This is a genomic window from Morganella sp. GD04133, assembly GCF_029835375.1.
Classification (GTDB): Bacteria; Pseudomonadota; Gammaproteobacteria; order Enterobacterales; family Enterobacteriaceae; genus Morganella; species Morganella morganii_B.
The window spans coordinates 14,103-38,742 of the sequence record NZ_JAODZS010000015.1; the positions used below are offsets into that span (position 1 = coordinate 14,103).

Consider the following 24,640-nt stretch of genomic DNA (forward strand, 5'->3'; position numbering starts at 1 on the left):
TTAACCTGTCTGAAGGTGCCTGTAAAATACTATTTCTTCAGATGACTGTGTTTACGGGGTAATACTCAGCTCTGACGCAGACGGAGATCGATCGGCGTTTTACTCGGTTCTCCGCCGATTTCCCGGGTCAGACGCGGTACCAGATACCCGGAAACACGCGGCAGAAGATCGTGCATGATGCGGCGGGCTTCGTCATCACTGATCAGAAAATGTCCCGCACCCTGTACTTTATCCAGCACATGCAGGTAATAAGGCAGAATACCGGCGTCAAACAGCGCGTTACTGAGCTGTGCCAGCACCTCTGCATTGTCATTCACATCACGCAGCAGAACGCTCTGATTGAGCAGGGTAACGCCGCTTTCACGCAACTGATTCATTTTTTCTTTCAATGCATCGTCGATTTCATTCGCGTGATTGATATGTGTGACTAAAATTATCTGTAGCCGTGAATCGCGGAAACGCGCGATCAGTCCCGGTGTGATGCGTTCAGGGATCACGACCGGCAGACGGCTGTGAATACGCAGCCGCTGAATATGGGGAATCGCTTCCAGTTGCGTCAGCAGCCAGTCCAGCTCATGGTCTTTTGCCATCAGCGGATCACCGCCGGAGAAAATGATTTCATTGAGTTCAGGATGGTTAGCGATATAATCGAGCGCCTGCTGCCAGTTATGTCTGGTGCCTTTATTGTCCTCATACGGGAAGTGACGGCGGAAACAGTAGCGGCAGTTGACCGCGCACCCGCCTTTTACTAACAGCAATGCCCGGTTGTGATATTTATGCAGTAGTCCCGGAACAACACTGTGTTGTTCATCCAGCGGATCGTCAGAGAACCCCGGGGTCAGGTCAAATTCAGCCCTGTGTGTCATGGTCTGAAGTAATAACGGATCGCGCGGATTGCCTTTTTCCATTTTGGCGATAAAAGGACGGGGGACACGCAGAGCAAACAACCGGCGGGCATCAGCACCGGCACGCCAGTTTTCGTCCTGTTCCAGACCTAATATTGCCAGCAGTTCTGTTGGGTTAGTGACAGAATCAGTGAGTTGATGCAGCCAGACTTCTCGGGCGGGTTGTTTTTGGGTTACAATATCGACCATTTTTTTGGCTATGCCATTTATTTAAAATTAGAGGATTTCCATGGCTACTTATAGTACCAACGAATTTCGCCAAGGTCTTAAAATTATGTTAGACGGCGAACCTTGCGTGGTTGTTGAAAGTGAGTTTGTTAAACCGGGTAAAGGTCAGGCATTCGCCCGTGTACGTCTGCGTAAACTGATCTCCAACAAACTGCTGGAGAAAACCTTCAAATCAACAGACTCTGCGGAAGGCGCTGATGTCATGGATCTGAACCTGACTTACCTGTATAACGACGGTGAGTTCTGGCACTTCATGAACAACGAAACCTTCGAGCAGCTGGCTGCGGATGAGAAAGCTATCGGTGATAACGCCAAATGGCTGATCGACCAGGCGGAATGTATCGTTACCCTGTGGGACGGCCGTCCTATCGCGGTTACCCCGCCGAACTTTGTTGAGCTGGAAATCACGGAAACCGATCCGGGCCTGAAAGGTGATACTGCCGGTACCGGCGGTAAACCAGCGACTCTGAGCACAGGTGCGGTGGTTAAAGTGCCTCTGTTCGTACAGATTGGTGAAGTAATCAAAGTTGACACCCGTTCAGGTGAATACGTTTCCCGCGTGAAATAAGATTACGTGATGAATTGCAAAATCGCCGCGGAAAAGATGAAGTAACGCCATAAAGCCGGACATTTTTAGTTAAGCGGTTTGTAAGGCCTGATTTCGGTATCTGACCGGAGTCAGGCTTTTTTTAGTTCGGTTTCCGGTATTCAGTGTTGTTCACTACAGGGTATCGCTCCCGGGCTTATTTTGACGAGTTCCTGATTGCCTTTATTGCGCAAATATTGCCCACGTTGAAACGCAAATTATTCGAAGAACACCTTTTTCGGGTGGTCCTGACTGACGTATTAATTATGTTGGTTCCTGCACGGAGCAATGGTGTTTCGGTCCAGTTGATTATTGGTTTACTCATACAAAATTCCTTTTCCGATTGATAAGATAGTTTGTGGCTACCCCTGATTGAGTAAACACATCGAATAGTCGAAGAGTGTCGATTCCTGCGTGACAAAGCCGGGGTAAGTCGGTATATAATTTTCGTCAAAGCACCAGGCCTCTTCGGTGCTTGTTGTCTGTTGAGGATGAATCATCAAACTTAATGAAGCAGACAACGTTTCAGGCGGAAGTTGCCTGTGTATCTCATGCAGCGGCATCATGTGTAAAACATTCCCCGGTGCCAGCTTTAAGGTCCGCTCCTCACCTAAAGAAGGTTTTACACCTGCTTTCAGCGGTATGTGATCAAGTATTGATCGCATGATTGTTGTATAGCCGTCTCCGCTGTAACCCACTGCATAGATTTCAAAGTCATGAGTGTGATTCACATCATAGATAAAAGTCCCTCTTTCATCCGGCGAGATAACCGGAGACCAAAATCCCAGCCGTACCGTAAATAAGTCACCGTGATGCAATATGAACCCGTAAGGACTATAAAGGCTGTTATGAGTGCTGAATCCATCTTTCCGGAGGGAGCGGTAAAGATGCTCACTCAGTAATGTACGGTTGGTTGCCAGCTGTTTTAAATCATCAATAATGCGTGTTTTGTCTTGTTGTAAGTCATAACTGTCCATGCGTTCAATGAATGTGCAGAGTTTCATATGACCTCACTGTATTGATCCAGCAAATCATCCATATGGCTATTTTTCAGCTGGCGCAGCAGCGGTACATAATTCGGCGCAGCCAGCGGATCTTTCTGATAAATTACCTGAAACGCCCGCCAGGCGACTGCGGGGTGATAATGATAAATCAGTTCTTCAGCCACCTTACAGGCCCCGGGATCCTGAATTGATTCAAGTAATTCAAGGCTGACGAGATAGCGGGCGGCACTATCATCATGGGGGAACCAGGCAATTTTGTGTAACGAATCACGGTTAAAAACACAAATGTCGGCAGTGAGATCCGGCAAATTGATACTGCCGATAAACGCCGGATTACCACTATCCGACGGAATATAGTCGAATAAAGTGTGCCGGCCATCAATAACAAGGGGATTGTTCTCACTGATGGTCACACGTTCTTTTATCGTTAGCTGTTCTTCGGTAATGCGGTATAACTGAACGGTAAAAGACTGATTGTTTATGGCAAACAAAATACTGTGCCCGGGTACTGAGTATAACTCTGCAGATTTCGCAGTATGCAGTATTTTGATACTGATATTACCGAAATCCGTATAGTGCAGAGTCAGTGTATTCGTGTGCAGGTTGACAACATCAAGAATCGCGGCCTGATGTAAGGTTGTATCGGTACGTTTTATCCGGTCATACACTGTATTGCTGATGCTTTTAACCTCTGCCGTCATATCCAAATTTTTAATTAAAGAAATTATTTCCTCAGGACTGATTTTTTCTGAAAGACATTCGGTAATGATTGTCACGTTATCTACCTTTTATGCAGTGAAAAATGTGTTTTATTAAACGTTATCTGTTTTTTCACACCAAATATTGGCTGATTAATATCCGTTTTCTCTGGTGATATTTATGGTCTTATGTAATAACGACATATTATTATTTTAAGTGTTCATAGGTATATAATAATTTTAGAGCTGCAATATCTATAAATTAATAGCTTATTGTTTGTTAGTACCCCGGGAGGATCGCTATATGTGAAGTCCGGTCAAGGCTGTACTCTCATGTGTGTATATAATGATATCGGTGGTGGAATATAAAAAGCCCCTTAATAATTTGTTGTGCAATTATTGAGGGGCGGCTCAGAGATCTTACTGTATTTTTTATCGGTCAGTCATATCCACAGTGGTATCACTGAATAATTTGCGGTATCACCGATAGCAGAGATTATTTTTATTATTAATTCCGCCATCCGGTGATGTCACGCCGGAACAGCCGAGAATACTGTCAAATAACTCATGATGGAAAAATGTCCGTGTCCGGCTGTTTTCTTTCAGGTTATCAAACAGGGACGGGTTATTATTGATGTAGGTATCCGACATCCAGACAATAAACGGTACACGGAACTGCTCCGGCGGGGCAATATGCCGTGGTGTGCCGTGCAGCTGCATCCCGTTATTTTCGCCCAGGGATTCCCCGTGGTCGGAGGTATAAAAGACAATCGCATTTTTGTCTTTTAATTTTTCTGTCAGTTCATGCAGCAAATGATCGGTATATAAGATCGAATTATCGTAGGCGTTAATTTCTTCCTGCACACTGCATTTGGTGCCCGTATCTGTACATTCCGGCATATATTTGCGGAATTCAGGCGGATAGCGTTTGGAATAAAGATGATGTGAGCCTTTGGTATGTAAAATAATCAGGTTCTGCCCCTGCTTTTTACGGGCGAGCATATCATCAACTTCGTCCATCAGTAATTCATCACGGATAGCTTTGCCCGGCGTTCTGTTCTGAGCGGTGATCATTTCACGGATCAGATAGTTATCCAGGTCGAGCCGGTTATAGAACCAGACTTCACTTTGCATGGAAAATAGTTCGGAATAAAACCCGTTCTGTTTCATTACCGAGAAAACATTATTTTCGGTGACTGTCCGCTGTTCGTTATCTTTTACGCCGCCTTCACGCACAAACATACAACGCAGTGATAATTTGGTGGAGGTATCACAGGAGCGGCCTTTAAAGGCGATAACGTTTTTATCGGCGGATAATAATGGCGTTGTTTCACGTTCATAGCCGAGTAACTGCATATGATCCCAGCGGGCGGTTTCGCCTATCACAAAAACCACATATAAATCGTCATTCTGCGGTGCCGGGGTGTAAGTAAATTCATCGGCCGGATCGAATAAATCGATTTCATTAAAGGTGTCGTCATATTTGACTACCGCATACTGTACCAGCGGCACAATCCAGTTGGTTGGTAAATAAGAGTAACTCAGCTCTCCGCCATAACTCGACACATCAATAGTGCCGTTCATTTCAATTTTTTTCTGATTGGCATCCGCCAGTTTTAAATAACCGAAAATCACAACCGGAATAACAACAAACGTAAACAGAGCGAGTGCCCGGCGGCGTGATGCTGTTTGTATGCGTGTTTTTTTTGCCGACCAGATCAGAAATAAAGCCGGAACGGAAAGCAGTGAAAACCAGAGATAAAAATGCCCGCCGACCGCTTCCTGTGACAGTTCAACACTGTCCGTTGCCAGCGTGGAGACTAAAATTCCGTAACCGATAATCACGTCATAAAACATCACGTAATAACTGACGGCGATACTGACCAGGATAATAAAGCTGGTGAGAATTTTAAAACTCAGCAGCCCGGTTTGGGCAATCAGCCGGAATAAGAAGAAGCTGAACAGAACATTGACAAAAATTTCAGCAATCAGATAAAGGGAACCATAGTCACCGCTCAGTAATAACTGATTCTGAGCGCGGGAAAAATAGACGGTGTAGTTGAGAAAAAAGCCCAGAAACAGGGCAAGAACAGCAGAAACAACATATTCATTTCGTAGTGTGTTTAATAACGGACGTATAGGCATCGGGTACATCACTTCATCGCTAAAGAGAGTTAGAGAAACGATTAGTTACTTGGTTCAATATTTATTCATTAATCATTTGCATCATAACTGATGGCAGCAGACCGCATGACATTTTTGTCGTCATTAGTGTCGAACCGACAGTTATCCCCGCCTGAAAATCACGACAATATACTGATAAACAGACTTTTTTACATATGGCATGAAAAATGCTTAACAAGGGTATCAAACTATATGACTCGTCTGATTTTTCTGGAGGGTGGGGCGAATGAATCGCTTTGTTATTGCCGACCCGCATCTTTGTATCGGATGTAATACCTGTATGGCGGCCTGTTCTGAGACGCATAAACAGCAGGGATTACAAACACATCCGAGATTGAATGTGGTGAAAATCGGGGAACTGACCGCGCCGATGCTTTGTCGTCAGTGTGATGATGCTCCGTGTGCCCGTGTGTGTCCGGTGAATGCCATTACACACGAAAAGGGCATGATCGTGCTGAATGAAAGCCTGTGTATCGGCTGTAAATTGTGCGGTCTGGTCTGTCCGTTCGGGGCTATTACCCCGTCAGGCAGTAAACCTGTCGATATGCCGGACTTCTTTGAACAGTATGTGCCGCAGGAGATGCTGCTGGATGTGCCGGACAGTCTGCCGACCATGAACCCGTTCCTGGCATGGAATGCCGGTATCCGTAATATCGCGGTGAAATGCGATTTGTGTGATTTCAGTGAAGAAGGCCCGGCGTGTGTGAAAGTGTGCCCGACCGATGCCCTCCATCTCGTTGAAGAGAATCAGCTGGAAAACGAAAGTGCGAAACGCCGTACCGCATCTGTCGATGCGATGCCGCCGGAGTTCGACATTTTCGTCTCAGGACAGGAGAGCCGCAAATGACATCTCTTGAATTACTCTTATGGTCCGTTGCCCTGTATACCGCCGGCGGTTTTATTTCGCTGCTGTTTAAACAGCAGGAAAAAATGGCGGTGTATGTTGCCGGGCTCACGGCGATTGCCGGCGGGATCCTCGGTTTATTCAGTGCCGTTCCGGTGCTGATGAGCGGCGAAACACTGACGTTTTTCGCTCAGGGACCTTTCCCGTTCGCCCATTTTGTCGTCCGCCTCGACAGTCTCGCTGCCTTTATGGTGATGGTGATTTCGCTGCTGGTGACCGTCAGCGCCCTCTATTCCCTGAACTATGTGCAGGAATATCTGGGACGCGGCGCGTGGAGCATGGGTTTCTTCCTGAACCTGTTTATCGCCTCCATGGTTGCCCTGGTGGTGATGGATAACGCCTTCTGGTTCATCATTCTGTTTGAAATGATGTCGCTGGCCTCCTGGTTCCTGGTGATTGCGGATCAGGATGACAAATCCATCCGCGCCGGTCTGCTCTACTTCTTTATTGCCCACGCCGGTTCCGTGCTGATCATGATCGCCTTCTTCCTGATGTGGCGCGAAAGCGGCAGTCTGGATTTCGATTCCTTCCGTCAGCTTTCACTGTCTCCGGCAATGGCCTCTGTGGTCTTCCTGCTGGGCTTCTTCGGCTTCGGTGCCAAAGCGGGTATGTTACCGCTGCACAGCTGGCTGCCGCAGGCTCACCCGGCGGCACCGTCTCACGCCTCCGCACTGATGTCCGGTGTGATGGTGAAAATCGGTATCTTCGGGATCATTAAAGTCGGTATCGACCTGCTGGGGGCAACCCAGGGCTGGTGGGGTATCGTGGTACTGGGCTTCGGCGCGGTCTCTTCTGTTCTCGGTGTTATGTATGCGCTGGCGGAGCATGATATCAAACGTCTGCTGGCGTGGCACACCGTGGAAAACATCGGGATTATCCTGATGGGCGTCGGTGTGGCAATGGTCGGTATGGCGAATGATATGCCGGTGCTGGCGACGATTGGTCTGCTCGGCGCGATTTATCACCTGCTCAACCACGCGGTGTTTAAAGGTCTGTTGTTCCTCGGTGCCGGTGCGGTGATTTACCGTATTCATACCCGTGATATGGAAAAAATGGGCGGCCTCGCCAAACTGATGCCGCTGACCGCAACCGCGTTCTTAATCGGTTGTATGGCGATTTCTGCATTACCGCCGCTCAACGGCTTTGTCAGTGAGTGGTACACCTATCAGTCACTGTTTTCAATGAGCCATGACGGCACATTCATCATGAAAATCAGTGGTCCGATCGCCATTGTGATGCTGGCAATTACCGGTGCACTGGCGGCGATGTGTTTCGTGAAAGTATACGGAGTCAGCTTCTGCGGCGGTGCGCGCAGTGAAGCCGCCACCCATGCCCGCGAAGTACCGTGGACAATGACTGCCGCAATGCTGATTTTGGCGGTGGTGTGTGTGCTGCTGGGTGTTGGTGCGAGTGTGATTGCACCGGTGCTGGCGAAAGTGGCGATGACCCTGACCTCCGGCACGGATGTGACAGTGGCACAGGGCGCGATGCTGGTACCGGATTCCGCTGCTCAGGCCATGATTTCTCCGGCCATGACATTCCTGTTACTGCTGGCGCTGCCGCTGATCCCGTTCATCATCTATCTGGTCTTCAAAGGTAAACAGATGGGCTTCCGCCGCAAAGGCGACGCCTGGGCGTGTGGTTATGCATGGGAGCGGGATATGTCGGTGTCTGCCGGGGGCTTTACCCAGCCGCTGCGCTCAATGTTTGCGCCGCTGTACCGCATGCGCAAACAGCTTGATCCGTCAGCCCGCCTGGCTCACGCCTTAGACGTGACCAAAGCCGGGGCCGGAAAAGTCGAGCCATTCTGGGATGAACGCATTATTTATCCGCTGGTGCGCGGGATTAACCGTTTCGCCAAACGCATTCAGTGCCTTCAGGGCGGGGATTTCAGACTTTACTGTCTGTATGTCGTGGCCGCGCTGGTTGTTCTGCTTGTTGTGATTGCGGCGTAAGGAGAGAAACCATGTCGATTCAGGATACACCTACATTGATGACGGGGCTCTTCGCAGTAGTTCAGGCGATTTTCCTGCTGCTGCTGACGCCGCTGTTTACCGGCATCTCCCGTCAGATCCGCGCAAAAATGCACTCCCGTCAGGGGCCGGGCATTATGCAGGATTACCGTGACATCATCAAATTACTGAAACGCCAGTCTGTGGCACCGCGTGATTCCGGGTTTATTTTCCGGGTGATGCCGTATGTGCTGCTCGGCAGCATGCTACTGCTGGCGATGGCGCTGCCGGTTGTCACCACAACGTCACTGTTCAGCGGGGCAGGCGACCTCATCATCATCTTATATATTTTCGCGCTGTTCCGCTTTTTCTTCTCCCTGTCCGGTCTGGATACCGGCAGCCCGTTCGCCGGTATCGGTGCCAGCCGTGAGCTGACCCTCGGCGTGCTGGTGGAGCCGATTCTGTTCCTCGGCCTGCTGGTGGTTGCGCTGATTGCCGGTTCGACCAATATCGGCAGCATCAGTGCTGTGATGAGTCAGGGCTGGGTATCACCGACCGCCACCTTGCTGGCTATGCTGGCCTGTGGGTTCGCGACCTTTATCGAAATGGGCAAAATCCCGTTCGACGTCGCGGAAGCCGAGCAGGAACTGCAGGAAGGGCCGCTGACCGAGTACTCCGGTTCCGGTCTGGCGCTGGTGAAATGGGGGATCGGCCTGAAACAGGTGGTTGTGGCTGTGCTGTTTCTCTCAATTTTCTTCCCGTTCGGCAGTGCATCCGTTCTGACCGCAGGCAGTCTGCTGCTGGCGCTGGGACTGATGCTGGTAAAACTGCTGGTGATTTTCGTTCTGGCATCGCTGGTCGAAAACAGTCTGGCCCGTGGTCGTTTTCTGCTGACGCATCATGTGACCTGGTTAGGATTCGGCGTGGCTGCGCTCGGATTCGTGTTCTATCTCACCGGTCTGTAAGGAGCGATAAAGCATGTTAGAAAATATTGCACTGGCGACCCTGCTGATTCCGTTTGCCGGGGCGTTGCTGGTCAGTGTCCTGCCGACGCGCATGGCCCCGTGGCTGAGTACCTTAGTCGCGCTGCTGGCCTCTCTCGGTACGGCGGCACTGGGCTGGCTGTATCTCGACGGCGGTAAGACTGCCACCACACTGGAACTGGTTCAGGCCGGAAATATCGCCCTGTTCGGCTTTACCGTTGACGGTGTCAGCACTCTGATTGCGTTTGCGGTGGTATTCCTCGGTTTCCTGATTTGTCTGTACTCCACCGGCTACCTGACGGAAGGTAACCGCGAGCACGCCCACGGACCGACCCGCCGTTATTATGCCTTCCTGCTGATTTTTATCGGCGCAATGGCGGGCGTGGTGCTGTCATCCACCATTCTGGGGCAGTTACTGTTCTTTGAAATCACCGGTGGCTGTTCATGGGCGCTGATTGGTTATTACCAGACAGAAAAAGCCCAGCGTTCCGCAATGAAAGCGCTGCTGATCACACACGTCGGTTCCCTCGGTCTGTTTATTGCGGCGGCAACCCTGTTTATCAGTACCGGTACGTTTGCCCTGAGCGCGATTAACCAGCTGAATGAGGCACAAAGCCTGATCGTCTTCGGCGGGATCCTGTTTGCGGCATGGGGTAAATCAGCCCAGCTGCCGTTACAGGCCTGGCTGCCGGACGCAATGGAAGCGCCGACACCGGTGAGTGCGTATCTGCACGCCGCGTCTATGGTGAAAGTGGGGGTTTACATCTTTGCCCGCAGCATCATGTCGTCTGACCATGTGCCGGAAATTATCGGCTGGGTCGGCGTGGTGATGGCCGTTATCACGCTGGTGTATGGTTTTATGATGTATCTGCCGCAGAAAGATATGAAACGTCTGCTGGCCTGGTCAACCATCACCCAGCTGGCGTATATCTTCCTCGCGTTATCGCTGTCCATCTTCGGATCCAAAGAAGCCTTTGACGGCGGTATCGCGTACATCTTTAACCACGCGTTTGCCAAGAGTCTGTTCTTCCTGGTGGCCGGTGCGCTCAGCTACAGCTGCGGAACCCGTATGCTGCCGCGTCTGCGTGGTCTGTCAAAACGCTATCCGCTGCTGGGTGTCGGTTTCTGTGTAGCTGCGCTGGCGATTGCCGGTGTGCCGCCGCTTAACGGCTTCTTCAGTAAATTCCCGATTTTCGCGGCCGGTTTCGCGTTATCTGAACAGTTCTGGATCTTCGCGCCAATCATGGTGCTGGTGCTGATCGAATCCGTTGCCAGCTTTGCCTGGCTGCTCTACTGGTTCGGCAAAGTTGTGCCGGGCGAGCCGAGCGAAGACGTGGCAAACGGAACCCCGGTTCCGGCAGCAATGCAGTGGGTTATCGGCCTGCTGATTGTGATGTCGTTCTGTTCAAGTGTTATCGCCGTCATCTGGCTCGGTTAAGGGAGAGAAAGTATGACTGGTTCCATTATTGTGAACAATCTCGCGGGGCTGATGATGATCACCTCGCTGCTGGTCATCGGGGCAAAGCGCCCGGTGGCTTCCTGCTGGTTCTATGCACTTCAGTCGCTGGTGCTGATGGCGATTTTCGCCACGCTGTCACAGACACTGGATGCACCGCAGCTGGGCATGTGGGCGATCACCGCCTTCGCGACCAAAGTGGTGCTGGTGCCGCTGATTATGGGCTACGCCTTCCGCAAACTGTCTGATCCGACCGCCAACGGCGGCGTGATAAGTCCGGCCTGGCTGATGCTGGCTGCGGCGGTGATTGTGGTGCTGTGCTGGTTTGTGGTCGAACCGGTGAAACTGCCGATGGTGGCGGATCTGAAACCGGCGCTGGCAGTTTCTCTGGGTCACTTTATGCTGGGCTTACTCTGCATCGTGACACAGCGCAACATCCTGAAACAGGCATTCGGTTACTGCCTGATGGAAAACGGATCGCACCTGACACTGGCTCTGCTGGCGTATAAAGCGCCGGAGCTGGTGGAAATCGGTATCGCGACGGACGCCATTTTCGCTGTGATTATCATGGCGGTGCTGGCACGTAAAATCTATCGCACGCTCAACACACTGAACGTGGATCAACTGACCGCGCTGAAGGGGTGATGAGATGAGTCAAACCATGTTGTTAACGTTATTAATGGCAACGCCGCTGGTGATTTCACTGCTGGCATTTGCCTGCCGCCTGGCGGGCGGCGGGGCGAAAGGTGTGGTCACCCTGGTGCATACCATCGGTATCTCCCTGATGCTCGTCTTCTCACTGTGGATGGTGTACACCATCAGTGCGGAAGGTGACCTGCTGATGGCGAACCGCTGGATCCACCTGGACAGCCTGGCCGGGTTATTCCTGGCGATCCTCGGGATTGTCGGTTTCCTGACCGGTCTGTATTCCATCGGTTACATGAACCACGAAGTGAATGACGGTGAAGTGAGTGTGGCAACACTCTGTAACTATTACGGTTTCTTCCATCTGTTCCTGTTCACCATGCTGCTGGTGATCACCAGTAACAACCTGATCCTGATGTGGGCGGCAGTAGAAGCCACCACACTCAGCTCCGCATTCCTGGTGGGTATCTACGGACAGCGCTCTTCTCTGGAAGCGGCGTGGAAATACATCATCATCTGTAGTGTGGGGGTGGCGTTTGGTCTGTTCGGCACCATCCTCGTGTATGCGAATGCGGCGAGTGTGATGCCGGATCCGGAACTGGCTATCTTCTGGACTGAAGTGCTGAAACATACCGCGCTGCTGGATCCGACCCTGATGCACCTGGCCTTTGTGTTTGTGCTGATTGGTTTCGGGACCAAAACCGGTTTGTTCCCGATGCACGCCTGGCTGCCGGATGCGCACAGTGAAGCGCCGAGCCCGGTCTCCGCGCTGTTGTCTGCGGTTCTGCTGAACTGCGCACTGCTGATCATCATCCGTTACTACATCATTATCACCTCCGCTATCGGCGGGGAATTCACTCAGACACTGCTGCTGGTCTTCGGGCTGCTCTCTGTGGCGGTGGCGGCGTTCTTCATCCTTATTCAGCGTGATATGAAACGTCTGCTGGCGTACTCCAGTGTGGAAAACATGGGGCTGATTGCCGTGGCGCTGGGTATCGGCGGTCCGCTGGGTGTGCTGGCTGCACTGCTGCACACACTGAACCACAGCCTGGGCAAAACCCTGCTGTTCTGCGGTTCCGGTAACGTGTTACTGAAGTACGGCACCCGTGATATCACGGTGGTCAAAGGGATGCTGCGCACCATGCCGTTTACGGCGGTTGTCTTTGCGGGCGGCGCGCTGGCACTCGGCGGTATGCCGCCGTTCAACGTGTTCCTCAGTGAGTTTATGACGGTGGTTGCGGGTCTGGCGGCGGATCATTTCTGGCTGACGCTGCTGCTTTTGATCCTGCTCACTATCGTCCTCGGCGGGTTGGTTAGAATGGTATCGAAAACCCTGTTCGGCGCACAGCCTGACTGCGTGTCACGCGGCGAGGCAGGGATCCTGACGACATTGCCGATGGCCATCCTCATTGTACTGATGCTGGTGATGGGCACCCACATTCCGCAGCCGGTCAGCCGTCTGCTCGAAAATGCCGCCACTATTGTCCTGACGGACAGTGCATTACCAGGTACAGAATTAACCACCCCGGACTACCGCTGGCCGTGGGGTGTTGATACAACATCCACATCATCGCAGGAGAAATAAACGTGAGCTATCAGAATTACACAGATACCCTTCAGGGCGTTCGTAAAGGCGCGGGCTATCTGGCACAGGTCCGCGAGAAATTTCCCCATGCGGTGCTGGAAGAGGAGTGGCAGACTGCCAACCAGCTGACCATCACCATCAAAACAGAAATGCTGCCGGAAGTGGTGGAGTTTCTGTACTACGGCTGCGGCGGCTGGCTGCCGGTGCTGTGGGGTAACGATGAGCGTCCGCTGAACGGGCAGTTCGCGGTTTACTATGCACTCTCTATGGAAGAGGGTGAAAAATGCTGGGTGACTGTGAAGGCGTATGTCAGCCCAATCACCCAGGAATTCCCGTCTGTCACACCGCGCGTGCCTGCGGCGGTGTGGGGCGAACGTGAGATCCGTGATATGTACGGGCTGCGCCCGGTGGGTCTGCCGGATGAGCGCCGCCTGGTGCTGCCGGATGACTGGCCGGATGATCTCTATCCGCTGCGCAAAGATACTATGGATTACCGTCAGCGCCCGGCACCGACCACCGATACCGAGACTTACGAGTTTATCAACGACAGCAAAAAAGATGCGCGCGTTGTGCCAATCGGCCCGCTGCACATCACGTCGGATGAACCGGGGCACTTCCGTCTGTTTGTTGACGGGGAGCGGATTGTCGATGCAGACTACCGGATGTTCTACGTCCACCGTGGTATGGAAAAACTGGCGGAAACCCGTATGGGGTATAACGAAGTCACTTTCCTGTCTGACCGTGTGTGCGGCATCTGCGGCTTTACCCACAGCGTGGCGTACACCACATCGGTGGAAAATGCGCTGGGGATTTATGTGCCGCAGCGTGCGCACACTATCCGCAGCGTGCTGCTGGAAGTGGAGCGTCTGCATAGTCACCTGCTGAACATCGGTCTTGCCAGCCACTTCACCGGCTTTGATACCGGCTTTATGCAATTCTTCCGTGTGCGTGAAAAATCCATGACCATGGCTGAATTGCTGACCGGTGCCCGTAAAACGTACGGAACCAACCTGATCGGCGGTGTGCGCCGTGACTTTCTCAAAGAGCAGCGGGTGAAAACCATTCAGCTGGTCCGCGAGATGCGTGCGGATGTCACTCAGCTGGTGGATATGCTGCTGAGCACGCCGAATATGGAACAACGCACGGTCGGCGTCGGTCGTCTGGACCCGAAAGTGGCCCGTGATTACAGCCCGGTCGGCCCGATGATCCGCGCCAGCGGCTTTAAGCGTGATGTGCGTTTTGATCATCCGTTTGCTGATTACGGCAACCTGCCGAAAACCCTGTTTACCATGGATGGCTGTGATGTTTACTCCCGTGTCATGGTGCGTGTGAAAGAAACCCTCGATTCACTCGCCATGATCGAATACGCGCTGGATAACATGCCGGAAGGGCCGATTCTGACTGAAGGCTTTACCTATCAGCCGCACAAATTTGCCCTGGGTTACACCGAAGCACCGCGCGGGGAAGATATCCACTGGAGCATGCTGGGGGATAACCAGAAACTGTTCCGCTGGCGCTGCCGTGCGGCTACTTACGCTAACTGGCCGGTGCTGCGCTACATGCTGCAGGGCAATACCGTGTCCGATGCGCCGCTGATTATCGGCAGCCTTGACCCTTGCTACTCCTGTACTGACCGCGTGACGCTGGTGGATGTGAAAAAACGCAAAGCGAAAACCGTGGCGTACAAAGAGATCGAGCAGTACAGCATCGATCGCAAACATTCACCGCTGAAATAAGCCGGAGGGAATACCATGTTTAAACTGTTTAAGACCCTCCGCAATGCGGGGACAGCAACGGTCAAATACCCGTTCAAACCACTGGAAGTGGCGCACGGATTCCGTGGCAAGCCGGAATATGTGCCGGAACAGTGTATCGCCTGCGGTGCCTGTATTTCTGCCTGTCCGGCAAACGCCCTGACGATGGAAACAGATCTTGAAAGCGGTGAACGCCGCTGGCAGTTATTCCTCGGCCGCTGCATTTACTGTGCGCGTTGCGAGGAAGTCTGCCCGACCAGAGCTATCCATCTGACCGAGGAGTTTGAAACGGCGGTGATGAACAAGGCGGATCTCTATATGAAAGGGACATTCCGCTTACAGCACTGCCGCCAGTGCGGGGAAGCCTTCGCACCGAAAAAATCCGTGGAATATGCCATGGCGCTGATGGTGGCGTCCGGTGTTGAAGAGAGCGGCATTGAAGCCTTGCGGCCGATGTATGAAACCTGTCCGTCCTGTAAGCAGAAAAATAACCTGCTGAACAATGACCGTCAGAACTTCCGTCTGCATATTGAGGGAGAAAAATCATGAGTTTGCCTGAAATCCCGGTGAACCATCATGTCAGTGAACCGCTGAAGATGGATGAGCAGGTGGAGAAACTGAAAAGCACGCTGCTGAAAGATATCAAACGTTCAGCCTATGTTTACCGTGTGGACTGCGGCGGCTGTAACGGCTGTGAGATTGAGATCTTCTCCGCCATTACCCCGGTCTTTGATGCGGAGCGTTTCGGGATCAAAGTGGTGGCCTCGCCGCGTCACGCGGATATTCTGCTGTTTACCGGTGCGGTGACCCGCGCGATGCGGATGCCGGCACTGCGGGCGTATGAATCCGCACCGGATCCGAAAATCTGTATCTCTTATGGCGCCTGCGGCTGCGGCGGCGGTATCTTCCATGATCTGTATTGTGTCTGGGGCGGCAGTGAGCATATCGTGCCGATTGATGTCTGGATCCCGGGCTGTCCGCCGACACCGGCAGCAACTATCTACGGTTTTGCCGTGGCGCTGGGTCTGCTGAATCAGAAACTGAAAGGTCAGGATCATGTTGAGGCGGATGATGAGCGTGTGGAACTGCTGCTGCCGTCCGTTCCGCTGGCAACCCGTGTGATGATTGAACGCGAAGCGCGCCGTCAGGCCGGTTATTATCAGGGGCGTGAAATCAGTGATCGCTTCCTGACACTGCTGGAAAACGCCACACCGGAACAGGTGAAAGGCACAATGCAGACCTGGATGGATGAAGAGCAGGATCCGCGTTTGCGCGAAATCGTGAACCGCCTGGTGACCGTATTACAACAAGGAGGCATTCATGCCTGAACAGACACCCGATCATGCAGACACTGACGGAAAAGTGATCTTCTGGTCGCTGAGACAAAAGTTTGTCGACAGTGACGATGATGTGCCGGAAGAGGCTCAGCAGGTGATGTACTACTCACTGGCAATCGGCCACCACGTTGGCATGATTGATTGTCTGAATACGGAGTTCATCTGCCCGCTCAGCGGTTATCAGTCCTGGGTGAATGCGCTTCCCGAAGGGGAGGCGCGCCGCAAATTGCAGGGACTTATCACCTTCGGTGAAATCAATATCGATTCCACGCATACCAATATGCTGGCACTGGCACTGGATCCGCTGACGAAGGATAAAAATCCGGACTTCCGCGAATGGAGTGCCACGCTGATCCGCCTGCTGGGGGAGATTGAGCGTGAACCGGCAATTTACCTGATAGTGAAGCGCCGCCCATGAGTGAAATGACTGCAAAAAATGTGATGCTGGCGGTCGGTAACAGCATGATGGGCGATGATGCGGCAGGACCAATGCTGTTTGATCTGATGGAAGCGAATCCGGTTGACGGCTGGATCGCCGTTAACGGCGGCAGCGCACCGGAGAATGTGGCACACCAGGTGCGGGCACTGAAACCGGAACGTCTGCTGATTGTGGATGCGGCGGATATTGGCCTGAATCCCGGAGAGATCCGCATTATTGACCCGGATGATATCGCAGAGATGTTTATCATGAGTACGCATAATCTGCCGCTCAACTTTCTTATTGATCAACTGAAAGAAGATATCCCTGAGGTGATTTTCCTGGGTATTCAGCCGGATCTGGTCGGGTTTTATATGCCGGTTAATGAGAAGGTCACCCGTGCGGTACAGCGGATTTATGACGCGCTGCCGGCCCGGGAAGGGTTGGACGGATTTGTATTATTTGAAGGTGAGGAAGAGGACGAATTCTGAGTCGTCGTCTTTTTTGCCGGATATAATCCGGTTATGATTAAATAACGCCGTACTGATAGCAGATGACGGCGTTTTTTATTACCACTCAGCCGACAATCGGGCCTTGTTTGGTGATGCAGTTATCTTCATTCAGACGCAGTTTCAGTGATCTGGCTGCCATTTCATTTTCTGTTGGCGTTCCGGCAAATTTGAAGCCTTTGCGTAACAGGTTGGTTGTATAGTATTTGTTATACATAAACGACCAGACAATTGAAATAAAGAGGCCGCCGATTCCCATCGTCAGAAAGCTGATAATACAGGCGACAACAAAGACCCCGATAAAGGTCATAAAATCCTTGCGGAATAAGCTCGGAAACGCGCCAAACAGCAGTGTTGTCCAGGAATAACCGTAAAAACCGGTCACAATTTCACCTGTTTTCGGGTTTTCCATCATAATTTTAATTGCCATATATTTCCCTATCATAATAATCGATCATAAAAAGTCATTATATTCAATTTTCCTGGTTTATCGATAGTTAATTAAAATTATTTCTTTTTACTCTCACTGGTAACGTGCCGCTGATTACCTGTATTTTTCACAGGTAGTTGTACTGATTTGATAAAATCACATGCGTAAAAATAGTTAATATTTTTATATAATATTTTACTATTATTTTGCGTTTTATTTCTGTGTTATTAATTTTTATGATGTTAAACAGAGGGGATATCAAAGAAAGATCGCGCAATACGGTGACAGAAGCGTAACAGATGAATTTATGGCCGGAATTTGATATATCCGTAAACCGGTTTTTTTTATGGTACATCGGTCTTTTTACTCTGAGTGATGTGCCATGAAAAAAAATGCTGTTGTTATTTCGCTTGTTTTACTGCTGTCTGCCTGTGCCACCAAACAATACCCGCAGGCTGCAGCGATATCCGGCGAGGAATCGGTCTTAATGAACTGTCATGATATTAAAACGGAAATTGCCAAAACCCGCAGTATTGAGCAGGAAATTGAGAAAACCGGTAAATTTGACGGTAAAACGATATTAGGGTTTCTGGGGGATTTTGGTATCGGAAACGGGATTGCCAAAGGGGATGCCCGCGAAAAAGTCTCTGCCCGTCTGGGGCAGCTGATGCGTTTACAGGAAAATAACTGCCGCTGATGTATAAAAAAATACCGCAATCATTTGCGGTATTTTTACCTGAGATCCGTTGTGCGGCTCAGCAGCATTTCGGGCCGCCTTTGCTGCCGTAACGGGCATCCTGACGATCGCGGAAAAACTCTTCATAGGTCATCGGTGTCTGATCAGGATGGGTGTTTTTCATGTGTTGTACATAGTTATCGTAATCCGGCACACCAATCATCATTTTGGCGGTCTGACCGAGATAACGTCCTGCTTTTGCGAGAGTATCAAACATAATTATGACCCTGAACCTGTTGCGTACGGAGGAGCGGCAGACAAACTGCCGCTCCTTATTTCACCAGTATATCAGATTTTAGTGGGCAGATTTGCTGTTTGCCACTAAATCAAGATAGTTTTCCGGCATTGGTTCGTACGGTGTTTCGTTGTCCGTCGGTTTGTCGGATTTCAGGGCTTTCAGCGCGGTCTTCAGTGAGAAGATCGCCAGCACCACCACGACAACCATAAAGAACAGTGTCAGACCGGCATCAAGACGGTTGTTAAACACCAGTTGTGACAATTGTGAGGCAGTGTACTGCGACGGAATATTACCGCTGTCAATCATTGCCTGGAACTTATTCGCTACTGCCAGGAAGCCGACACGGGCATCTTCGCTGAACACTTTTTCCCAGCCTGCGGTCATGGTACAGATTAACAGCCACGCCATCGGCACCAGGGCCACCCAGGCGTAAGCCTGGCGTTTCATCTTGAACAGCACCACTGCGCACAGCATCAGTGCCATACCGGCCAGCATCTGGTTGGCGATACCGAACAGCGGCCACAGGGTGTTAATGCCCCCGAGCGGATCGACCACGCCCTGATGCAGGAAGTAACCCCATGCCAGTACACACAGTGCGGTGGCGACCAGGTTGGCAGGCAGGGAATCTGTCCGTTTCAGTGCCGGGGAAATCACACCCAGTAAGTCCTGTAACATAAAGCGGGCGGAGCGCGTACCGGCATCCACGGCAGTCAGGATAAACAGCGCTTCAAACAGGATGGCGAAGTGATACCAGAAGGAGACATCCATCAGGCCGCCGAGCGCTCCGTGCAGAATATAGGCCATACCGACAGCGAGTGTCGGCGCGCCCCCTGCGCGGGAGATAATACTCTGTTCACCGACTTCATTGGCGATATTGGTTAAGGTTTCCGGGGTTATCTGGAAGCCCCAGCTGCTGACCACACTGGCGGCAGAGGCGACCACATCCGTGGTACCGGCCGGTGCCAGCATTGCCATCGGGCTGTTCATGGCGAAGTACACACCCGGGTCGATCACACAGGCGGCAACCAGTGCCATAATCGCCACAAACGATTCCATCAGCATGCCGCCGTAACCGATAAAGCAGGCCTGGTTTTCGTTAGCCAGCATTTTCGGCGTGGTACCGGAAGCAATCAGGGCGTGGAAGCCGGAGACCGCACCACAGGCAATGGTGATAAACAGGAACGGGAACAGATCCCCTGCCCAGACCGGGCCGGTGCCGTCGACAAATTTAGTCAGCGCAGGCATTTCCAGCATCGGACGCATAATCAGGATACCGATCGCCAGACCGACGATTGTCCCGATTTTCAGGAAGGTAGACAGATAATCACGCGGTGCCAGCAGTAACCAGACCGGCAGAACCGCCGCGACAAAGCCGTAACCGACCAGCATCCAGGTTAACTGTACGCCGTCATAATCAAAATACGGTGCCCAGGTCGGGCTTTCCGCTACCCAGCCGCCGGAGATAATGGCGAACACCAGGAAAATCAGACCGATAACAGACACTTCCCCGACACGTCCTGGACGGATGTAGCGGGTGTAAATCCCCATAAAGAACGCGAGCGGGATAGTAAAGGCGACGGTGTAGGTTCCCCACGGGCTGTGGGTCAGGGCTTTCACCACGATCATGGCGAGGACGGCGAGGATAATCACCATAATCATAAAACAGGCGATCAGCGCGATCACCCCGGCGACATTTCCCATCTCCTCTTTGACCAGTTCCCCGAGGGAGCGGCCATTGCGGCGGGTGGAGACAAACAGCACCATAAAGTCCTGTACCGCACCAGCTAATACCACGCCAGCCAGCAGCCAGAGCATGCCCGGCAGATAGCCCATCTGCGCTGCGAGCACCGGACCGACCAGCGGACCCGCACCGGCGATAGCCGCAAAGTGGTGGCCGAACAGCACTTTTTTGTCTGTCGGTACATAATCAAGCCCGTCATTATTTTTAAAGGCGGGCGTCATGCGGGTTGCATCGACTTTCAGTACTTTTTCAGCGATATACAGCCCGTAATAGCGGTATGCCACCAGATAAATACAGACGGCGGCAACGACTATCCAGAGCGCGTTGATCTGTTCGCCTCTGTTCAGTGCGATATACCCGAGGGCAAAGGCACCGACAATTGCGAGCAGTACGCCGGCAAGTTGTTTGAACGCTTTCATAGATTTCACCTGTCCGAATGAGTAAAGAGAAAGTAGTTTCAGTTTGTTATTATCCAATTGTACGGAAGAGGAATAACACTTATTTGACTTAGTTCCCAGCAGTAACCTGCGGATAAGATGGATTTATTTCATTATTGTTAGGTTAATCACTGTTAGCAGAATGTAGCGTGATTGTAGTTTCAGGGAGATGATAAGTGTGCGGAGTAAACCCTGATATTCAGAGGGGATATTGCCGGAATAGCCCCTCTGAAAAGATTTATTGCGGATATTTAGGCTTTTTTATTTCCTAAATATGCCCGTTGATCATCAGTTCTGTTTGTAAATGCGGGACCGCTGAGGATATCCATAATACTATCAATACCCTGATTTTGTATCTTATTTGAAGAGGTGGATAGTACGCTGTGACTAAGTGTGGCACGTTGCCCGAGAATGTTACTTTTTGTCTGGTTTTCATTCAGTATATCAAAGAGAGCTTCAAGATCTTTTTCCCGGGATGGCGTTGTTATATTTACTTTGGATTCAAATTTTTGGCGGACAGTATCCTCAACACTTATTTCCTTTCTTTGCGGTATTTTTTTATCTTTTATGATATTTTCAGCTTGCGTTCTTGCATCCGCCTTTATTGCGTCAAAATCCAGATACTTTTCTGTTTCTGTATTGCGAAATAATATATTGTAAATTTTTTCAATCAGACCACCATATATATCTGATGCCATTTTACCGGCTATTTCCCTGACTAACGGGATGTCATTAAAAATGAGACTTTCCACAGGTGTCAGTAATTCCTCTTTTTGTGGTGCAGCATCATTTTTGTGAAACGTATCGACCAGCGTTCTGAATTGTTCAGGTACTTCTTTCTTCATATCCGCAATCAGATTTTTCTTTATTTCCGGCACGTTTATTTTTCTTTCCAAATCTTTGTCTGATTTTAAAGGGCTGAGCATTGAGCTGACAGATGCTTTCTTTTCTAACTCTTTTATATTGATATGGTTTTTATTTACGATATCCAGTATTTCTTCTTTTTCTGTACCGGATAATGTTATTTTTTTCTCTGCACATATCTTATCAATTTCCCGGAAAATAATAGCTGCAGGTGTTGTTATTCTTTCTTCAGAATACCATTTTTCTACTATTTTATTTAATTCATCCCGGGTGTTTTTTCCTGTTTCCTTTATTGAGTTATTTCCTTCTTTCTGGCTATTTAATTCTATTTTGTACTGGTAGAATAATAAATCTGTGCATAATTTTCCTATATCAGCAGTGATTTTAATGTATTTCCCTTCAAACTCGATGTCTGTGTTTTTTATATGTGACACTCTTTCCAGTAAGGTATTCATAAAGGGAAGCTTTGACATTCTGTTCAGATGTTTTTCTTCGGATGTTATTTTTTGTTGTTTCGATACGAAGCTGATTAAATTCATGTTTTATTTCCTTTTATATGTAAAAGAAATTATTTTATTTTAATGGTAATTTATTTCTTTAATAAAATGAATATTATGCTTGTATTTTCGCTGATTATACCTACGGTCTGATATTTTGTTTCAATATGAATCAGATATGAAAGTAATATCCGTATTATTTGTCATGATAAGGTCATCATTTCACTAATCAGGGAAACAGAGATGCCGGATTTATCCTCTTTTCACCGCACAGCAATGATGCTGCTGCGTCATATCGGTCTGGACGCGCCACAGCCTGCTACAGATCAGCATACATTTACGTTAACAATCGACAGCCGTTATTCATTATCTCTGGCTGTGATTGATGAGGCAGACTGGTATCTGTCAGCGAATATCGGGGAATTACCACACATTACGCAAAATAATGAATTAATGAGAAATGTCCTGAAGCTGAATACGTTAACGCAGCTTTCCGGGCAGCCGGTGATTTCCCTGAATGACAAAAGTGAGTGGGTGATCTGGAGCCGTCTGTCACTTCAGGGAACGGAAGACAGCCATGTCATTGCGTTATTTGACTATATTCTGAAATCCGCAGATTACCTGTCGGATCTTCACTGACCACAGAGGGAATTATTATGGGACCAACACAGGAAATACAGGGACGTCAGGCGATTCTGAACCTGAATAATAATATTGACGATGGTAATAGTTCATCGTCGTATGTCAGTTCATCCGGGATTAAATCCGTTTTATTAAATGCGTGGAATGCCGTTAAATCCGCCGTTTCCGGCATGTTATCATCATTCGGTTCGCATCTCAGCGGACAGCAGGGCAGTGATAAACAGGACAGAAAAATAGTGATGGATATGTCTTCGCGTCCTCTGCCACCGATCCCCGCGGATGATGACGGAAGTGATTATGCGCAAATCAGTTTTGATGCAGCGCCACAGGGAACATCTGAATTAAAAGATACGTCAACCGGGGAATCTGTTTATGCCACCGTGAACAAACATTCACCACTCAGTGAGGCAGAGAAAGCAAACATTAATTTGTGGGAAGGGATTTCGGATGGCTGCGAATCCGAAGCACCGCCGGTGCCGGGATATACAGACAGAACACCACTTTATACACAGACGCCGAAGAATGATCCGAGAGGAGAGAGTGATTACGCCGATCCGAAGGAATTACTGTTTAATCCTGAACAGCTATTACAGCGTATTGTCGGTGACAAACTGAACAGGCCTTAATGTGACCCGCGAGTCAGCCCGTGAACACCAGGGCTGACTGATAGTTATTCTTTTCAGGCAGTTTTTCTGCGTGTCAGCAGTGTCACCAGACGTTTGCCGAATACTGTCAGAATCAGACCCGCCATAATAAAACCAAGACCGGCGAACTGCATTATGGTGATGGTTTCACCCAGCAGTAGCGCACTGCTGGCAATCCCGGCAAACGGCACCAGCAGAGCAAACGGTGTGACACGCCAGGTTTCGTAGCGGCCCAGCAGACGGCTCCACAGGGTATATCCCACAAAGGTGGAAAGATACGCGAGATACATAATCGCCCCCACGCTCAGCAGGCTGATGTGCGAAATACTGCTGACAATCGCGTCCGCACCTTCCATCCACAATGACATCAGGATAAACGGAATAATCGGTACCAGCGCACTCCAGGCGACCAGCGACATCCCGTTACAGTCCGGTGTCTCTTTCATAATAATACGGTTACAGATATTACCGCAGGCCCAGGAGAAGCCACCGGCCAGCGTCATCATCAGCGCCATCAGCGGAATATCGGTCAGACTGCCGCTGTCCCCGCCTTTCGCCAGCACGGTTAACCCGACAACGGCGACAATAATGCCGATCACCTGGCTGATTTTCAGCGACTCTTTCAGGATAAGGCCGCCGAGGATAATGGTGAAGAAAACCTGGGACTGTAATACCACCGAGGCGATCCCGGCCGGCATCCCGGCTTTGACCGCACTGAACAGAAAGGCAAACTGGCCGAAGCAGATAGTCAGGCCGTAGATAACCAGACGATTCAGGGCGATTTTCGGGCGCGGAATAAAGAAGACGGCGGGCAGCGCCACAAACAGAAAACGCAGTGCCCCGAGAAACAGCGGCGGAATGCCGGTGACGCCCACTTTGATCACCACGAAGTTCACCCCCCAGATCACGGCGACCAGCAGGGCGATTAAAATATCATTCATTTTCATATCAGGTTTTTATCTCGCTTTTATTATTTTGATAATACACGGAGCCACGCGCAGTATCAGGGAGGAAGAGCCGTGAAAAATTAAGTCATTGTTACAGCCATTGTGCTATGAACATTGTAAAACAGTGCCGGGGAACCGATATCAACAGTCAGCGGGAAATTATTCGTAAACTGTTATGAAATACGGGAAAAAACCGGCGGTACGGAGGATTGATCACCATCATAGTGTACTTCTTTAACACAGTTATAATTCATCATGCAATTATAAAATTGTGCTGAAGGGACGTGGCTGCGCCCGTGTCGTTGTCTGACACCGG

The 24,640-nt window shown here is 50.4% G+C and carries 24 protein-coding genes; 15 read left to right on the top strand and 9 right to left on the bottom strand.

The window, feature by feature from the left end:
• Nucleotides 1-65: 65 nt before the first annotated feature.
• Nucleotides 66-1,094 carry an EF-P beta-lysylation protein EpmB gene (gene epmB, locus N7387_RS08955; RefSeq protein ID WP_279798282.1) on the bottom strand — a complete coding sequence of 343 codons (1,029 nt, stop codon included), beginning with the start codon at nucleotides 1,092-1,094 and terminating at the stop codon, nucleotides 66-68.
• Nucleotides 1,095-1,134: 40 nt separating this feature from the next.
• On the opposite strand from epmB, the gene efp reads away from it, so the two are divergent.
• Entirely contained in the window at nucleotides 1,135-1,701 is a 567-nt protein-coding gene (efp, locus tag N7387_RS08960) for an elongation factor P (RefSeq protein ID WP_004234989.1), read from the top strand.
• A 380-nt stretch (nucleotides 1,702-2,081) separates the two neighbouring features.
• On the opposite strand, the gene N7387_RS08965 is transcribed toward efp, so the two are convergent.
• The 3 genes from N7387_RS08965 to eptB form a co-directional block, all read right to left on the bottom strand.
• Entirely contained in the window at nucleotides 2,082-2,723 is a 642-nt protein-coding gene (locus N7387_RS08965) for a hypothetical protein (RefSeq protein ID WP_279798285.1), read from the bottom strand.
• The gene (locus N7387_RS08970) at nucleotides 2,720-3,424 is read right to left on the bottom strand and encodes a hypothetical protein (RefSeq protein ID WP_279798287.1); all 705 of its coding nucleotides are present in this window, start codon (nucleotides 3,422-3,424) and stop codon (nucleotides 2,720-2,722) included. Before N7387_RS08970 ends, N7387_RS08965 begins: the two co-directional genes overlap by 4 nt.
• Nucleotides 3,425-3,901: 477 nt before the next feature.
• Nucleotides 3,902-5,575, bottom strand: a complete 1,674-nt coding sequence (gene eptB, locus N7387_RS08975; protein ID WP_279798289.1) for a kdo(2)-lipid A phosphoethanolamine 7''-transferase — start codon at nucleotides 5,573-5,575, stop codon at nucleotides 3,902-3,904.
• A gap of 256 nt (nucleotides 5,576-5,831) precedes the next feature.
• On the opposite strand from eptB, the gene N7387_RS08980 reads away from it, so the two are divergent.
• From N7387_RS08980 to hycI, 11 genes are read left to right on the top strand one after another with little or no spacing between them, the layout of a single operon-like run.
• Nucleotides 5,832-6,452: a 4Fe-4S dicluster domain-containing protein gene (locus N7387_RS08980; RefSeq protein WP_279798291.1), complete on the top strand. Its 621-nt coding sequence runs from the start codon at nucleotides 5,832-5,834 to the stop codon at nucleotides 6,450-6,452.
• Nucleotides 6,449-8,464, top strand: a complete 2,016-nt coding sequence (hyfB, locus tag N7387_RS08985; RefSeq protein ID WP_279798293.1) for a hydrogenase 4 subunit B — start codon at nucleotides 6,449-6,451, stop codon at nucleotides 8,462-8,464. The genes N7387_RS08980 and hyfB overlap by 4 nt, the downstream gene beginning before the upstream one ends.
• An 11-nt stretch (nucleotides 8,465-8,475) precedes the next feature.
• The gene (locus N7387_RS08990; RefSeq protein WP_276582655.1) at nucleotides 8,476-9,426 is read left to right on the top strand and encodes a respiratory chain complex I subunit 1 family protein; all 951 of its coding nucleotides are present in this window, start codon (nucleotides 8,476-8,478) and stop codon (nucleotides 9,424-9,426) included.
• 13 nt (nucleotides 9,427-9,439) lie between these two features.
• Nucleotides 9,440-10,882 carry a hydrogenase 4 subunit D gene (locus N7387_RS08995; protein ID WP_279798299.1) on the top strand — a complete coding sequence of 481 codons (1,443 nt, stop codon included), beginning with the start codon at nucleotides 9,440-9,442 and terminating at the stop codon, nucleotides 10,880-10,882.
• A gap of 12 nt (nucleotides 10,883-10,894) precedes the next feature.
• Nucleotides 10,895-11,545 (top strand): hydrogenase 4 membrane subunit, encoded by a 651-nt coding sequence (hyfE, locus tag N7387_RS09000; protein ID WP_279798302.1) that lies wholly within the window; start codon nucleotides 10,895-10,897, stop codon nucleotides 11,543-11,545.
• Nucleotides 11,546-11,549: 4 nt separating this feature from the next.
• Nucleotides 11,550-13,130: a hydrogenase 4 subunit F gene (locus N7387_RS09005; protein WP_024474458.1), complete on the top strand. Its 1,581-nt coding sequence runs from the start codon at nucleotides 11,550-11,552 to the stop codon at nucleotides 13,128-13,130.
• 2 nt (nucleotides 13,131-13,132) lie between these two features.
• A complete protein-coding gene (locus tag N7387_RS09010; protein ID WP_108656143.1) occupies nucleotides 13,133-14,866 on the top strand; it encodes a hydrogenase large subunit in 1,734 nt (577 codons plus the stop codon).
• A 15-nt stretch (nucleotides 14,867-14,881) separates the two neighbouring features.
• Nucleotides 14,882-15,433 (top strand): hydrogenase 4 subunit H, encoded by a 552-nt coding sequence (gene hyfH, locus N7387_RS09015; RefSeq protein ID WP_025151931.1) that lies wholly within the window; start codon nucleotides 14,882-14,884, stop codon nucleotides 15,431-15,433.
• Nucleotides 15,430-16,212, top strand: coding sequence for an NADH-quinone oxidoreductase subunit B family protein (locus tag N7387_RS09020; RefSeq protein WP_279798309.1), 783 nt, complete (start codon nucleotides 15,430-15,432; stop codon nucleotides 16,210-16,212). Before hyfH ends, N7387_RS09020 begins: the two co-directional genes overlap by 4 nt.
• Complete coding sequence (locus tag N7387_RS09025) at nucleotides 16,205-16,639, top strand: formate hydrogenlyase maturation HycH family protein (protein WP_279798311.1); 435 nt, start codon at nucleotides 16,205-16,207, stop codon at nucleotides 16,637-16,639. The genes N7387_RS09020 and N7387_RS09025 overlap by 8 nt, the downstream gene beginning before the upstream one ends.
• The gene (gene hycI, locus N7387_RS09030; protein ID WP_279798314.1) at nucleotides 16,636-17,130 is read left to right on the top strand and encodes a hydrogenase maturation peptidase HycI; all 495 of its coding nucleotides are present in this window, start codon (nucleotides 16,636-16,638) and stop codon (nucleotides 17,128-17,130) included. Before N7387_RS09025 ends, hycI begins: the two co-directional genes overlap by 4 nt.
• Before the next feature lie 85 nt (nucleotides 17,131-17,215).
• On the opposite strand, the gene N7387_RS09035 is transcribed toward hycI, so the two are convergent.
• The gene (locus N7387_RS09035; RefSeq protein ID WP_262862451.1) at nucleotides 17,216-17,578 is read right to left on the bottom strand and encodes a hypothetical protein; all 363 of its coding nucleotides are present in this window, start codon (nucleotides 17,576-17,578) and stop codon (nucleotides 17,216-17,218) included.
• 382 nt (nucleotides 17,579-17,960) lie between these two features.
• On the opposite strand from N7387_RS09035, the gene N7387_RS09040 reads away from it, so the two are divergent.
• On the top strand, nucleotides 17,961-18,275 hold the full coding sequence (locus N7387_RS09040) for a hypothetical protein (protein ID WP_279798317.1): 315 nt from the start codon (nucleotides 17,961-17,963) through the stop codon (nucleotides 18,273-18,275).
• A gap of 58 nt (nucleotides 18,276-18,333) precedes the next feature.
• On the opposite strand, the gene N7387_RS09045 is transcribed toward N7387_RS09040, so the two are convergent.
• The 3 genes from N7387_RS09045 to N7387_RS09055 all read right to left on the bottom strand — a co-directional run bounded on the left by N7387_RS09045 (nucleotide 18,334) and on the right by N7387_RS09055 (nucleotide 22,133).
• Entirely contained in the window at nucleotides 18,334-18,531 is a 198-nt protein-coding gene (locus N7387_RS09045) for a YbdD/YjiX family protein (protein ID WP_004235011.1), read from the bottom strand.
• Between the two features lie 78 nt (nucleotides 18,532-18,609).
• Nucleotides 18,610-20,712 (bottom strand): pyruvate/proton symporter CstA, encoded by a 2,103-nt coding sequence (cstA, locus tag N7387_RS09050; protein ID WP_279798320.1) that lies wholly within the window; start codon nucleotides 20,710-20,712, stop codon nucleotides 18,610-18,612.
• Nucleotides 20,713-20,981: 269 nt separating this feature from the next.
• The gene (locus N7387_RS09055) at nucleotides 20,982-22,133 is read right to left on the bottom strand and encodes a hypothetical protein (protein ID WP_279798322.1); all 1,152 of its coding nucleotides are present in this window, start codon (nucleotides 22,131-22,133) and stop codon (nucleotides 20,982-20,984) included.
• Between the two features lie 201 nt (nucleotides 22,134-22,334).
• On the opposite strand from N7387_RS09055, the gene N7387_RS09060 reads away from it, so the two are divergent.
• Nucleotides 22,335-22,730: a type III secretion system chaperone gene (locus N7387_RS09060; protein WP_279798323.1), complete on the top strand. Its 396-nt coding sequence runs from the start codon at nucleotides 22,335-22,337 to the stop codon at nucleotides 22,728-22,730.
• Between the two features lie 17 nt (nucleotides 22,731-22,747).
• Nucleotides 22,748-23,359 (top strand): hypothetical protein, encoded by a 612-nt coding sequence (locus N7387_RS09065; protein ID WP_279798325.1) that lies wholly within the window; start codon nucleotides 22,748-22,750, stop codon nucleotides 23,357-23,359.
• Nucleotides 23,360-23,412: 53 nt separating this feature from the next.
• Here the strand turns inward: N7387_RS09065 and N7387_RS09070 are convergent, their stop codons facing one another.
• A complete protein-coding gene (locus N7387_RS09070; RefSeq protein WP_279798326.1) occupies nucleotides 23,413-24,324 on the bottom strand; it encodes an EamA family transporter in 912 nt (303 codons plus the stop codon).
• Between the last annotated feature and the right edge of the window lie 316 nt (nucleotides 24,325-24,640).